8 protein-coding genes are annotated in these 14,307 nt (G+C 62.3%); all 8 read right to left on the bottom strand.

Annotation, left to right across the window (positions count from 1 at the left end):
* Positions 1-77: 77 nt before the first annotated feature.
* The gene (locus tag ACTJLA_RS19100; RefSeq protein ID WP_440841881.1) at positions 78-3,185 is read right to left on the bottom strand and encodes an autotransporter domain-containing protein; all 3,108 of its coding nucleotides are present in this window, start codon (positions 3,183-3,185) and stop codon (positions 78-80) included.
* Between the two features lie 196 nt (positions 3,186-3,381).
* Positions 3,382-6,339 (bottom strand): autotransporter serine peptidase EprS, encoded by a 2,958-nt coding sequence (eprS, locus tag ACTJLA_RS19105; RefSeq protein WP_440841883.1) that lies wholly within the window; start codon positions 6,337-6,339, stop codon positions 3,382-3,384.
* Positions 6,340-6,480: 141 nt separating this feature from the next.
* A complete protein-coding gene (locus ACTJLA_RS19110; RefSeq protein WP_198791618.1) occupies positions 6,481-7,821 on the bottom strand; it encodes a TolC family outer membrane protein in 1,341 nt (446 codons plus the stop codon).
* Between the two features lie 2 nt (positions 7,822-7,823).
* Positions 7,824-9,137, bottom strand: coding sequence for an HlyD family type I secretion periplasmic adaptor subunit (locus ACTJLA_RS19115; RefSeq protein ID WP_440841885.1), 1,314 nt, complete (start codon positions 9,135-9,137; stop codon positions 7,824-7,826).
* Positions 9,134-10,885 carry a type I secretion system permease/ATPase gene (locus ACTJLA_RS19120; RefSeq protein WP_034127694.1) on the bottom strand — a complete coding sequence of 584 codons (1,752 nt, stop codon included), beginning with the start codon at positions 10,883-10,885 and terminating at the stop codon, positions 9,134-9,136. The genes ACTJLA_RS19115 and ACTJLA_RS19120 overlap by 4 nt, the downstream gene beginning before the upstream one ends.
* Before the next feature lie 100 nt (positions 10,886-10,985).
* Entirely contained in the window at positions 10,986-11,354 is a 369-nt protein-coding gene (locus tag ACTJLA_RS19125) for an AprI/Inh family metalloprotease inhibitor (protein WP_054922201.1), read from the bottom strand.
* Positions 11,355-11,395: 41 nt separating this feature from the next.
* Positions 11,396-12,829 (bottom strand): serralysin family metalloprotease, encoded by a 1,434-nt coding sequence (locus ACTJLA_RS19130; RefSeq protein ID WP_054922198.1) that lies wholly within the window; start codon positions 12,827-12,829, stop codon positions 11,396-11,398.
* Positions 12,830-13,198: 369 nt separating this feature from the next.
* On the bottom strand, positions 13,199-14,302 hold the full coding sequence (locus ACTJLA_RS19135) for a P1 family peptidase (protein WP_314543723.1): 1,104 nt from the start codon (positions 14,300-14,302) through the stop codon (positions 13,199-13,201).
* Positions 14,303-14,307 lie beyond the last annotated feature (5 nt).

Here is a 14,307-nt window from a genome sequence, read left to right on the forward strand (position 1 = left end):
GCGGCCCCAAAAACTTGCGGGCGCTGCGCACCCGAGCGGGAGCAAGCTCCCTCGCCACAACCAACTGCACCTGGCCTTTAGAACGCCCAATCCAGGCTCAAGCCGACGCCGTGCACCTTCTCCTTGCTGGCCAGCAGGCCGTTGTAATCGAAGTTCACCCGCGCATCCTTGCTCAATGCCAGGCTGACCCGTGCCCCGACCAACGCCGCATCGCGCACCATCGGCGCACTTTCCACCGTGAACGAAGGACCGCCCGAGGCAAACGCCAGGTGCTGTTCCGAATCGGTGCTGCTCAGGTTGTGCTGCCAGCCCAGGGTGCCGGAGACTTCCAGTTGCTGATGGTCGTTGATATTGAAGGTCTTCAAGGCACGCATACCCAGGGTACTCAGCACCAGGTCACGGCTGTCGTCGCCACTTCTCAGCGCGGCGGCGTCGCCCTTCTCTTTGAAGCTGTCAGTTGCCAGGTGCACGTAGGCCAGGTTGGCGAACGGCTCCAGGGCCAGTGGTTGCAGGTTGATGCGGTACGCCGCTTCCGTGAACACCTGGGTACTGTGGGCATCGACCTTGGCTTTTTGCTTGCCGCTGACATCGCCGTATTGCAGGTCGCGTTTGACATCGGCGCGGTGCCAGCTGTAGGTCGCGCCGCCACTCAGGCGCCAGGCGCCGATTTCATGCCCGGCATAGGCGCCGAAATGGTAGCTGTCGACCGAGGCGCGGCTGTGGGTGCCGCTGCCCATGTTCAACGACGTGTCGCTGTAACCGGCCACCAGGCCAATGCGTGTGGCCTCATCGACGGCGCCGTCCACACCGGCGAGCATGCCGCCGATAGAGGTGGTGTAGCCCGCCGTGTCGTTGCGGCTGTCGGTCTTGCCCCATGCGCCCAATGCCTTGACCCACACGTTGCCACGGCTGTCGATGGCTTGGCTGGTAGCGCCCATCTCGCCATTGCGCAGACGCTCGCCCACCGCTTCGCGTACGTAGCGGCTGTCATTGACCAGTGCGGTTTCCAGCGCCGGGTAGACTTCCCCACTCAGTTGCTGAAACGCGCCCTGGGCCGAAGCGGCCGTGGGTGCCAGCAGCAGGCTTTCATACACACCGTTGCCCGCGCCCAATTGCTCGACGGCTGCGGCCACGGCGCGCTGGTTCGGCGTGGCGGCCACACTGGCGAAGCTGTTGGTGCGTGCCACATCCAGCTGCACGCCGTTGGCGGCATAGTTCAAGGTACCGCCGACAAACAGGTAGTTGGGAACCACTGCCGCGAAGCTGCCGGTGACGCCACCTGCCGCTTGCAGGATGTTGTATTGGCGGCCGATCAGACTTTGGGCCTGGGGCGCGCTCAACAAGGTCGGGCTGTTTTCCAGGGCCAGGGTCACGGTGCCGCCGTTGAGGGTGGCCGTGCCGCCCGCGACGATACGATCGCTGCTGGTGGGCGACAGTTCTACCGCATAGGTCGAGCCCGGTTCAAAGTTGACGTTGCCCGCCACGTTCAAGGTGCCAATGGAATTTCCCGGTGCCACAGTACCGCCGCTTTTCGCGCTCAGCGAACCGATACGCCCCGAACCACCGACCACGCCGCTCTGGCTCACAGTGACGTCGGAGGTGACCGAACCGTTGATCGCCAGCAAGCCCTGGTTGACCAGCGTCGGCCCGCTGTAGGTGTTGGCGCCGGTGAGCACCAAGGTACCGATGCCCTGCTTGGTCAGGCCGCCATGGCCCGAGATGTCGTTGCTCCACACATCCCGCCCGCAGTGCAAGTCATCGCACACACGCTGGGTGGGTTTGCCGGCATCCACCACCGCGCCGACGCCCGGCAGGTCCGCCACGAACTGGCCGCTGCCGTAGGCGCCGTCGATACGGAACTCGGCCGGGATATCCTCGGCGGTGATAAACATCCCTGGGCCGTTGACCGCCTTGCCCAGGTTGATCATGCCCCAGCCATAGAGGGAGTCGATGCCCGGCGCGCCGAGGTCAGTGGCGGTGGTCTTGAGCACGGTGGAGATCTGGTCGCCGCTCATGTATTGGAAGCGTTCCATCAGCACCGCTGCGCTGCCGGCTACGTGAGGCGCGGCCATGGATGTGCCGTTGAAGTTGGCGTAGTCGTTGGTGAGGTTGTCCAGGTTGGTGCCGTTGATGATCGAGCTGTAGATCTTGGTGCCGGGCGCCGATACGCAAAAGCTCGCCGCATAGCCACAGCGCGACGAGAAGGTGCTGATCACATAGGGGTTGGCACTTGCGGTGTCCGGGTTTTGCTGCAACGCGGCCACCGACAGCCAGTTCGGGGCAATCTCCGGCACAAAGTACGCCAGACCGGAAATGGCATCCGGGTTGTTACGGTTGTAGTCATTACCCGCGGCGAAGATGGTCAGCACACCGCTGCGGGCCGCATCGATGGCGCCTTGATAAGCCCCCCCTGCGATTGTGCCGAGGATCGGTCGAATGGTATTGAATTGCGCCTGGGCTTCGTTGACGGTGAAATTGGGAAACGCCGGATCGCGCCCGCCCTTGGCGTACTGATCACCGATGCCGATACCCCAGCTGTTGTTGATGATGCGAACGCCGCTGGCAACCAGCGCATCCCAACCGGCTTTGTACACCGCGCCATCGTTGCCCAGGATAATTCCGTCTTCCGGGCCCGGGTCACCGTTTTCGGCACTGATGATTTGCGCATTGAACGCCACGCCATGCATCGGCCCGCCATCGCGGTTACCCGCAGCAATCCCGCCGACATGCGTGCCGTGGTTGCCCAGCTTGCCATTGGAGCCCAGGGACGGAGTGCCGTCGTAACGGAATGCATCTCCGGCCTTCACCGGGATATACGGGTCGGTGTATTGGCGGATGCCCTCGGTGACAATGGTCACCACTTTGTTGGGGCTGGCGAATTCCGGATGTGGCGCATACACCGGCTGGTCGAAGATCCCCAGCTTGACGCCCTTGCCGGTATAGCCGGCCGCATAGGCGGTGTCGGCGTGCACGGCGCCCAGGCCCCAGTCGGCCTTGAACTCATTGCTGCGCCAGCTGGCGGCGTCGCCCAGTTTGCCGGTTTCCACATAGGGTGCAGCCTGGGCGGTCCCCAGGCTTGCCAGGCAACACAGCAACGCGCCGTATGGCACGCAGCTCAGCGCCTTGAGCGGATAGCCCGGGCCTGTGTGGATGGCGGTAGTTAACCCTGACTTGCGTTTTTTCACGGTGACCTTCCTTAGTTTTCTTATTGCACGTGTGTAAATCACTTTCTCCAGAACACCGCCGCTGATCGTTCCCACGCTCCGCGTGGGAATGCGGCCCCGGACGCTCTGCGTCCCAAAGCGTNGTTACAAGAGGCGTTACCACGCGGAGCGTGGGAACGATCAGCGGAGCGTGGGAACGATCAGGTTCGCGGTGTCTTCAGAACTGCCAGTTCAGGCTCAAGCCCACGCCTTGGGTTTTCGCGCGCCCACCCAATTGGCCGTTGTAATCCAGGTTGACCCGTGTCGATGCATTCAGCGCCAGGCTGGCCTGCACGCCCACCAGGGCGGCATCGCGCAGCAACGGTGCACTGCGCACCGCAAATGAAGGCCCGCCGGCGACAAACGCCAGGTGCTCTTCGGACTCCACCGCCGTCAGGCTGTGTTGCCAGCCTAACGAACCGGACAGGTTCAGTTGCTGGTGGTCATTGAGGGCCAGGGTTTTCAGGGCACGCACGCCAAGGGTGCTGAGCACTGCATCACGCCGGTCGCTGCCGCGTTCCAGGGCAGCGGCGTCGCCTTTTTCGTGGAAGGACTCGCTGTTCAGATGCACATAGGCCAGGTTGGCGAACGGCTCCAGGGCCACGGCTTGCAGGCGGATGCGGTACGCGGCTTCGGTGAAGACTTGCGCCGTGGTCGCGTCCAGCTTGGTTTTTTGCTTGCCGCTGACATCACCCCATTGCAGGTCGCGCTTCACGTCGCCGCGATGCCAGCTGTAGGCACCGCCGACGCTCAGGCGCCAGTCACCCAGCTCGTGCCCGGCGTACGCGCCAAAGTGGTAGCTGTCGATGGACGCCGATGAATGGGTACCGCTGCCCATATTCAGCGAGCTGTCGCTGTAGCCGGCGACCACACCCACGCGGGTCTGCTCATCCAGCGCGCCATCCACGCCCGCCAACAGGCCACCGATGGAGGTGGTGGAACCCGCCGTTTCAGTGCGGCTGTCGGTCTTGCCCCAGGCGCCCAGCGCCTTGAACCACAGGTTGCTTTCACCGGTCACTGGCACATGGCGCAGGCGCTTGCCCACGGCATTACGCAGTTGCAGGCTGTCGTTGATCAGCATCGCACCCACGGCGGGGTAGATTTCCCCGGACAGTTGCTGCAAACCCTGCTGGGCGGTGGCGGCTGACTGCGACTGCAGCAGGCTTTCATACACCGGGTTGCCAGCGCCCAATTGCTCGGCGGCCGCCGCAACGTTGCGCTGGTTGCGGGTGGCGCCGACGCTGGCGAAGCTGGCGCCATTGCGCCCAACATTCAGTTGCACGGCATTGGCGGCGTAGTCGAGGGTGCCACCGAGGAACAGGTAGTTGGGCAGCACTTGCCCGAACTGGCCCTGGATACCGCCCGCCGCCTCGAGAATCGAGTACTGCCGGCCAATCAGGCTTTGGGCCTGGCTCTGGCTGAGCAAGGTCGGGCTGTTTTCCAGCGCCAGCGTGACCGTGCCGCCGCCCAGAACCGCCTGGCCGCCGGCAACAATGCGGTCACTGCTGGTGGGCGTCAGCTCCACTGCATAGGTAGAGCCGGCGCCGAGGTTTACGTCCCCTGCCACTTGCAAGGTGCCCACGGAATTGCCCGGGGCCACACGGCCGCCGTTGTTTACAGACAACGCGGCAATACGCCCGGAACCGCCGAGGGTGCCGCTGTCATTCACCGTCACTGCCGAAGCCAGCGAGCCATTGACGGCCAACAGACCGCCGTTGACGAGGGTCGCACCGCGATAGGTGCTGTCGCCGCTGAGCACCAGGCTGCCGGCACCGGCCTTGATCAGGCTGCCCTCGTACACGCGGTTGGCAGCGGCCTGGTCGCGGGCGCTGCCAATGGCGTAATCGGTCTGGTCCTGCTGGCTGGCAGTGGCGCCCACGCCGTTTTGCCAGCCCTTGTCGATCAGGGTTTGCTGCCAGGCCGTGTGCTCGGCGCGGTCCTCGGCCTGGCGCTGGATGAGCGCCTGGTCGGAGATGCCGTTGCTCCACACATCGCCCTGCCCGGCGGCCAGGTTGACCTCCATGGGCCCGAGCAATTGCCCCGGGCCATGCATCGCCCGGCCCAGGTCAGGCACACCCCAGCCGACAATCGCATTGGGCGCCTGGGTGATCGAGCCGTCGAGCTGCGTGGCGGTGGTCAGCAGCACCTGCAAGGCTTGCTCGTTGGTCATGTAGGGATAACGTTCCATCACCAGCGCCAACGCGCCGGTGGCATGGGGCGCTGCCATCGAGGTGCCGGACTTGACGCCGTAACCCCCGTCAGGAATGGTGCTGTTGATCAGCGCGCCGGGGGTAGAAATACACCAGTACTTGGCAATGCCGCACTTGTTGTATTTCTGGTTATTGGCCTTGTCCAGCCCAGACACGGCAAGCCAGTGGCCTTCCAGTTCCGGCTGGAAATACGGCAAGGCCGAGCGCACGCTCGCGTTGGCATAGCCGCTGTTGCCGGCGCTGAACACATTGATCACGCCAGCCTTGGCCACCTCCGCTGCCGCGTCCAGCCAGGTGCCACGGTTGTAATGCTGGGCATACGCCGCGTGCATGTTGTCCAGGGTCTGGTAGCTGACGTCCTTTGGCTGGCTGCCCCAGCTGTTGTTGATGGCGCGCACGCCGGAGTCCACCAAAGCGGTGTACACGGTCTTGAAGTATTTGGGGTCTGGCGTCGGGCCGAACAGGAAGCTGTCGTTGGCGTTGGTGTTGCCCACAAAAACTTGCGCGTTGTAGGCCACGCCATGCATGCCCACGCCGTCGCGGGCGGCGCCCATGGTGCCGGTGACGTGGGTGCCGTGGGAATCATTGTTCGGGTTGAGCGCGCCCGTGGTGCTGAAGGCGCTGCCATCGACATAGGTGCCAGTGGCGGTGACCGGGTGGAAACGGTCTTTGGAGGCTTCGGGGTGATTGGCATCGAACCCTGAGTCCAGCGCGCCGATTTTCACGCCTTGGCCGCTGATCCCGGCGGCGTAGGCTTCATCGGCTTTCATGCGGCCCAGGCCCCAGTCGCTCTGGTACTCGGCCGAGCGCCAACTGGCGGGGTTACCCGGCTGGCCGGTCTCGGTGTATTGCGCCTGTGCCGCAACGGACAGCAAGAGCAAGGAACCTGCGGTGAAGGGTTTGAAACGCGGTGAATCGGTGATCATGTGCACACTCCCTATTATTGTTATTCCCTGCCCTGTGGCGAGGGAGCTTGCTCCCGCTGGAGTGCGAAGCGCTCCCTAANAAGCCGGCTCCAGCTTCGCTGTCGAGCGGGAGCAAGCTCCCTCGCCACAAAACACGCGCTCCTACAGTTTTCCATCCGGGCCGAAGGCTTCGTCCACTTTGGCCAAGTCGGTATCGCGCAAGTTGCCCGCGTAGTAGTGCAATTTGGTCCAGGCCATCAAGTAGTCATAACGTGCCTGGGCCAGGTCGCGGCGGGTGCTGTACAACTGCTGTTCGGCGTTCAGTGCGTCGAGGTTGACGCGCTCGCCGCCGAGAATGCTTTGCTTGGTCGACACCACCAGCGCCTCCGCGGATGCCAGCGCTTTCTGATAGGCGCGCAACTTGCTCACGCCTGACAAGCACGCGCTGAACTGGCGACGCAGTTCGATCAGGGTTTCGCGGGTCTTGCCCTCCAGCTCGTACTCGGCCTGCTCCATCGCACGGCTGGCCTGGCGGGTGGAAGCCGAGATACCGCCACCGGCATACAGCGGCATGCTTACTTCGACGCCGATGGTGTTGGTGTCGTAGCGCTGGTTATAGGTGTTGCCGCTGTCGGACTCCTGTTTGCGCGAGGTGGCATACGCGGTGATTCGCGGCAAATGCCCGGCGCGGTTGCGTTCCACTTCATAGCGCGCCACTTCCAGGGACTGGCGCTGCGACGCTAGCACCGGGTTGTTGGTGAGTGCCAACTCATGCCAGGTGTCGTAGTTGGCCGGGGTCAGGGTGAACGCGGCAAAGCTCTGGTTCAGCGGTGCCAGGTCGTTGATGTTGACGCTTTGCACGCCGATCAACGCGCCCAGCTCCCGGAGCGAGGCGTCCTGCTCATCCAGGGCCTGGATCTCTTCGGCGGTGGCCAACTCGTAGCGCGACTCGGCTTCCAGGATATCGGTGCGAGTGCCCTCGCCTTGCTGGAACAGATGCCGGTTCTGCTGGAACTGTTGTTCGAACGCCTTCTTCTTGGCCCTGGCGATGTCGATCTGGTCCTGGGCAAACAGCGCCTGGGTGTAATAGCTCAACACCCGCACCAGCAACGCCTGGCTCTTGTCCCGAAAGCTTTCATCGGCGAACAGTGCCTGGGCTACGCCCTTGCGGTAGTTGGCATAGGCTTCGTAGTCGAACAGCGGCTGTTGCAGGCTGAAGGTGGAGCCATAGCTGTTGTAGTTGCGGTCGTCGCGATAGCTGCCACCGCGCCCGTCAGGCAGGTGCGCCTCGGAGTTGTTGCGGCCCTTGTTGTAGTTGTAAGACAGCCTCGGCAGCAGCCCGGCGCGGCCAATGGTGCGGTTTTCCAGGCCGGCGTCGCGCTCCTTGATGGCGCCCAGGAACACCGGGTCGTTGCGCAGCGCCTGCTCGTAAACATCGAAGGGCCCCATCGCGGCCTCGGCACTGCCACACACCAGCAACAGCGAAATGAACACTGGCTTCATGCTCATTCCTCAGTCAACGCGGAGCCGGCGCGGTCCAGCAGCGGCTTGAACAGGTAATTGAGCAAGGAACGCTCGCCAGTACGCACGAACATCTCGGCGGGCATGCCGGGCTTGATCACCAGGCCGTTGAGTTTTTCCATGGCCGCCTCGCTGACGCTGGTGCGCAGCACGTAATACGGCGCACCGGTTTTTTCGTCGAGCACCTGGTCGGCGGAGATCAGGCTGACTTCACCCGGCACCCGTGGCGTGCGGCTTTGGTTGAAGGCGGTGAAGAGGATGTCGACCGGCAAGTGTGTGCCGACCTTGTCTACCAGATGTACAGGCAAATGCCCTTCCACTTCCAGGCGTGTACCCTGGGGCACAATCTCCAACAGGGTTTCACCGGCGCGCACCACGGCGCCTTCGGTATGCACGCTGAGGTTGACCGCAATGCCATCGGCCGGCGCGTTGATTTCGCTGTGTTGCAGATTGAAGCCGGCGGAGGTCAGTTGTTGCTCAAGGGTCAGGGCGCGCAGTTGCGCGTCGGCCAGTTGGCTGCGCACTTCCTTCTGATACTCCTCGCCGTGCTGCTGCAATTTGAGCCGCGACTCGACAATGCCCTGCTCTATCCGCCCGCTTTCCCCGGCGTTTTGCGCCAGGTCCTGCTGCACCTGGGACAACTGGCGCTGATAGTCCATCAGCCGGTTGCGCGGGATATAGCCGTTGTCGGCCAAAGGTTGCAGATTGCTCAGTTGCGCGCGCAGGGATTGGGCCTGGGCGGTCAAGTCACTGCGGGCACGGCGCATGCCGCTCAACTGCGACGTGGCGCCTTCGATGCTGGCGCGGATCCCGGCTTGTTCACGGGCAAACGCGTCGCGACGGCTGCTGAATAACTGGCGCTGACCTTCCAGCACCAGCATCAGGGCCGAATCGGGATTGGCGCTCAGCTCAGCAGGAAAGGTAATACCGGGCAGGTTGTCACGCTCGCTCTGCCAGCGCGCCACGCTGGCCCAGGCCATGCGGTACTGGGCTTGCAGCGATTGCACATCGGCCTGGTTCTGGGTCTGGTCAAGACGGAACAGCGGCTGGCCTTGCTTGACCAGTTCGCCCTCTTTTACCAGGATGCGGCTGACCACACCGGGGCTGAAGGTTTGTACCGCCTTGCGCTTGCCCGACACCACTACGGTGCCTTGTACCGGGATGCCCTGGTCCAACGGTGCAAGGCTGGCCCAGAGGAAAAACCCACCGGCACCGACAATGGTCATCACCCAGCCCATTTTTACGAAAAAGCCGGCATCGCGTTCTTTGATTTGAGGTTCAACGGTAAGGCTGCTCATGCGCCTGGATTCCTTCCGGCCTGGTACTGACGACTGAAACTGACACCGGTTTTTTCTTTCGGCGCTTCCTGCTGCCCGGACAACGCCCGCAGCACCTCTTGGCTGGGCCCGAACGCTTGCAGTTGGCCTTCGCCGAGCACTAGCAACTTATCGGCCTGGGCCAATGCCGAGGAACGATGGGTGACCAGCACCACGCTGCTGCCCTGGGCTTTCATCTGCATGATGGCGCTGGCCAATGCGGCTTCGCCGACGGTGTCGAGGTTGGAGTTGGGTTCGTCCAGCACGATTAGCCGCGGCCCGCCGTACAGGGCGCGAGCCAGGGCGACCCGCTGTTTCTGGCCGCCGGACAAGCCACCGCCGTTGTCGCCCAGCACGGTGTCGTAGCCCTGGGGCAGGCGCAGGATCAGCTCATGCACACCGGCCTGTTGCGCGGCCTTGACCACCAGCTCCGGGTCGGCCTCGCGAAAGCGCGCGATGTTGTCGGCGATGCTACCGCTGAACAGCTCGATGTCCTGGGGCAAATAGCCGATATGCGGGCCGAGGTCGTCGCGGTTCCAGCGGTGAATATCCGCGCCGTCCAGGCGCACGGTACCGGCCAGGGTCGGCCATACACCCACCAGCACGCGAGCCAGGGTGGACTTGCCGGAGCCCGACGCACCCAGCACGCCCAGCACTTCACCGGCAGCCAGGTTGAAGCTGACCTGATGCAGGGTCGCCATGCGTCGCCCCGGCGGGCCGGCGCTGACCTGCTCGAAACTGACCTGGCCGTGGGGCGCAGGCAAAGCCATGTGCTCGACCTCTGGCGGGAATTCGCGCAGCAGTTCGTCGAGGCGCTGGTAGGCCAGCTTGGCCGAGCTCCATTGCTTCCACACTGCAATCAATTGGTCGATGGGGCTGAGTACGCGGCCCATCAAGATGGAGCCTGCGATCATCATGCCGGCGGTCATGTCGCCCTTGATCACCAGGTAGGCGCCCAGGCCCAGCACCAAGGATTGCAGGCACAGGCGCAGGGATTTGCTCAACGAGGTGATGATCGAACCGGTGTCGCTAGCCTTGTTCTGCAAACCCAGGAACTGCGAATGCACGCCAAACCAGCGTTGGCGCAGCGCACCAAGCATGCCCATGGCCTGGATGGTTTCGGCGTTGTGCAAATGGCTGGTGGCCAGTTGGGTCGACTGCTGCGAAAAACCGCTGGCCTCGCCCAATGGCTTTTTGGTCAGGTATTCGTTAAGGCACGCCAGGCCAATCAACAGTACCGCGCCGGCCGTGGCCAGCACGCCGAGCCACACGTTGAACAGGAAAATCACGAACAGGTAGATCGGGAACCATGGCGCATCAAAAAATGCGAACAGCGCAGGCCCCGTGATGAATTGGCGCAAAGCAGTCAGGTCGCCCAAGGATTGCCCGGCATGCCCCTGGCCACGCTGCAAGTTGCGCTCGAAGGCGGCCTTGTACACGCGCAAGTTGAAACGTCGCTCCAACTGGCTGCCAATGCGGATCACGATGAAGCTGCGCACCACTTCCAGCAGGCCGATAAACGCAAAGAAGCCCACGACCATCAGCGTCAACATCACCAGGGTGGTTTCATTCTGGGAGGACAGCACACGGTCATACACTTGCAGCATGTAAATCGAGGGCACCAGCATTAATAGGTTAATCAATGCCGTGAAACAGCCAACGCTGATCAAAATACTTTTGTATTCACCCAGCGCCCTGAATAAGGGCGCCACCCCATGGGACTTCGCCATATTAATTGTTTTTCCTTGCAGCGAATTACGCAAAAGGGTCACCCCTACCGAGTAGGGTACGGCCGCCTAACAAATCGAGTTATATGCTTATAACTTTTAATTAAAGTTTTCGTTGCAGCGTTACAACTTCGCCTGCTTTAGTGCGGGCTTGATAGTCGCCCTCTTTCTGGCGATTCAAATGCGTGATCCCCGAGCCTTCAGCGTTAAACAGCCAAATACCATCCGGCGTGGGTGACCATGTCTGCGGCTTGTCGCCCAGCCATTGCTCGGCACAGGCGATATCGCCTTCCAAGACGTTGGCTTGCTCCACTAACTTGAGCGCGCACACCTGATCCTGCTGCTTCAGTTCCCACTGCCCGGCAAGCTGCGCGGAAGTGGGTAATACAAGACTGCTAGCCATTGCGTGGGCTCCTGCCGACACGAACAACACCTGCACAACACAGGCGATCAAATGGGAAAAACGTGGCATATCCAACTCCAGCCTGGAGCGNAAGCGCCGCGCGCTTTACATCAGGCTACGATGTCACTGGCAGCCGCCTGGCCAACGGTGGTGACGAGGAAATCCGCCACGCCGTGCCCGGAGAAGTCCACCGCCAAGGTGCCCAGGTTGGTACCTGAGGCATAGGTCAGTACAGCATCGCCGGCATGCCCGGTAAATGCGTTGACGAAGGTCACGCCCGCACCCTTGGTGATACCAGACAGGTCGATCTTGTCCGAACCGGAGGTGAAGTCGAAGATCTTGTCCGCAGCCCCTGGCTTGGAGTCGGAACTGGCACCGTACACGAAAGTGTCGCTGCCAGCGCCGCCCCACAGCTGGTCCGCACCGCCGCCGCCGTAGATGAGGTCGTTGCCGGCCCCGCCCTTGATGGTGTTGGCGACCTGGTTACCAATGATCAGGTCGTTACCCGAACCGCCGAACGCGTTCTCGATGGTGACGCCCTTGGCGATGGACACGTTGCCCACCAGGCCGCCCACATCAGAGAACGAGGTGGCAGTGAGGTTGATCTTCTGGTTCTGGGTGAAACCGGAGAAGTCCAGGGTGTCGTTGCCACCACCGTCCCATACCGAAAACACCAGCTTGTCGGCATTGGACGTGGCGCTGAGGAAATCACGCCCGGTGTTGGAGTTGAACCCGTAGGTGGTGTCCGTGGCGCGGGTGCTGAGGTTGGCACCGTAGAGCTTCTGGATCGCCGCAATGTCGTCGATCAGCGGGCCAGAAGCGTAAGCCTCGACGCCGCCCTTGCTGAAGTTCTGGTTGGTGTTGCTCTCGCTCCAGTAACTCATGAGGCTATAGCCACGCGTGTCCTGTCCATAGGTTGCGTCGTTATAGGTCGGGTTGCCGTTCCCGGCGTTGTAGTCGCCAGGGTGAGCCAGGCCCAGGGTGTGGCCGATTTCGTGGGTCAGGGTCTGCCGGCCATAGTTGTTCAGGTCCGGAGTCTTGTTCGGCGTGTAGCTGTTGTTGGTCAGGTACCACGAAGTGCCGTCGTAGCCTGCACCGGTACCGGGCAGGTAAGCGAAGGCCGCGGCGCCGTCCTGGCCGCTGCTGTAGTTGCCGAAGGTCATGTGGCCGTCACCGCCGGAAGCCTTTTCGGTAAAGGTCACGTTGGCAACATCCGCCCAGGATTGCATGGCCAGCGCGGCCTGTGCTTTCTGCTGGGTGTTGAATTGGCTGAACCCCGAGATGCCATGTTTGTTCATGGTGCTCTGGGTAGCCGAGGTGAGGAAGGTGTAGGTCAGATCGATCTTGCCGTTGCCATCAAAGTCCCGGTACGCAGCACCATCCCGCAGCAGCTGGGTCGCTGCCTGGTCCACGGTGTAGGACGGTTTGCCATTGACCGTGAGATTACCGCCACGGTCATACAAATGGCTGAAGCTATCGATTTGCGAGTAAGCAGTGCTGGCTTGCGCGGCAGATACAATAGCCTTGTCTTTTACTTTTGACATAAACGTACTTCCTTGTTTGCAAGTGCATCAGTCTTTGTTCGATAGGAACCTCGCGGGCGAGGATAGTCCTATCACTCACCTCTTTTGAAGGCGTAAGAAAACTGACACAACTTGAAATCTTTCGTCTACATCTATTTCCATCGCACAATTGTGACGCAGGTTCAAGTTGCGGAAGTCCCACGCAGTGTTTATTGGGGGCCGTTGCGTTTATGTGGCCGAATCGGCGCACACCACTATTTAAATATTAAATACAAGTAAAGCCGCTCTAAGCGAACGGCTCACTTGATTAATGGATCCAATATATTGTCACGGTGTCATTAGCAACATTAAAGAGCCACTATTCGCACTATTAAAGTGCGCTGTCCCCCATTACCGGGACATACTCCAGCCACACTGTTGCAGGGCTGCCAAGAGGGTTTCGCCAGCCAGGCCCGGCACCTCGACGCCGTCTTGGGTGGTCATGTCTTCACCTGCCAGAATGGCGTTGATGATCGCCTCCTCCACCGCCTCTGCCGCCGCGCTGAACAGCGGCGAAATATGGTCGTTGTTGACCATCTGCAACCCGGTGCTGAGGGGCAGGTCCTTGCGCCCATAGTCGGCCGGTGGCAAATCACGGTTACCGGTGGCAAACGCCAGGAACAGGTCGCCGCTGGAATCCTCGGTACCGCCACCGGTGCGCGCAATGCCGATGGACGCGCGCTGCGCCAGGCGCTGGCATTGGTGGGGCAGCAAGGGGGCGTCCGTGGCGATGATCACCACGATGGAGCCCATGCCAGGGGTGCCTCGCTCGGCAAAGGGCGAAGCAATGCCCATCAAGTGACGGCCCACCGGGTAGCCATCGACCCGCAGCTCCTGGCGCTTGCCATGGTTGGCCTGCACCAGTACGCCGACAGTCCAGCCGCCCTGCTCTGCTGGCAACCGCCGTGACGCCGTGCCGATGCCGCCCTTGAACTCGTGGCAAATCATGCCGGTACCACCGCCCACCGCGCCTTCCTGCACCGGGCCGCTTTCGGCCTGGTCCAGAGCCTGGCGCACATGCTCTGGGCGCACGTGCTGGCCCCAGATATCGTTGAGCAGGCCATCGTAGGTTTCCATGACCACCGGCATGCACCAGTACACCGCAGGGTCCGCCAGGCGCTCGCGCTCCAGGGCGATCAGGCTGTCGCGCACCACCCCGATACTGTGGGTGTTGGTGATGGCCATCGGCGTGGTCAACAGCCCCGCCTCGCTGATCCACTCAAGGCCCGTGGCGTCGCCGTTACCGTTGAGCACGTGGTAGCCGGCAAAACACGGTTGCTGCCGCGCTTCCCCGGCTCGCGGCTGGACCAGCGTGACGCCGGTGCGCACCTGCTTACCGTCAACACAGGCCTTGATCGTCGAGTGACCGACGCGAACCCCGGGAACATCGGTGATGGCATTCAATTCGCCGGGCATGCCCAACCCCAACGTAATGCCCAATTGACGTGCACGCATACCCA

This window comes from Pseudomonas sp. 22072 (assembly GCF_052046095.1).
Classification (GTDB): domain Bacteria; phylum Pseudomonadota; class Gammaproteobacteria; order Pseudomonadales; family Pseudomonadaceae; genus Aquipseudomonas; species Aquipseudomonas paracarnis.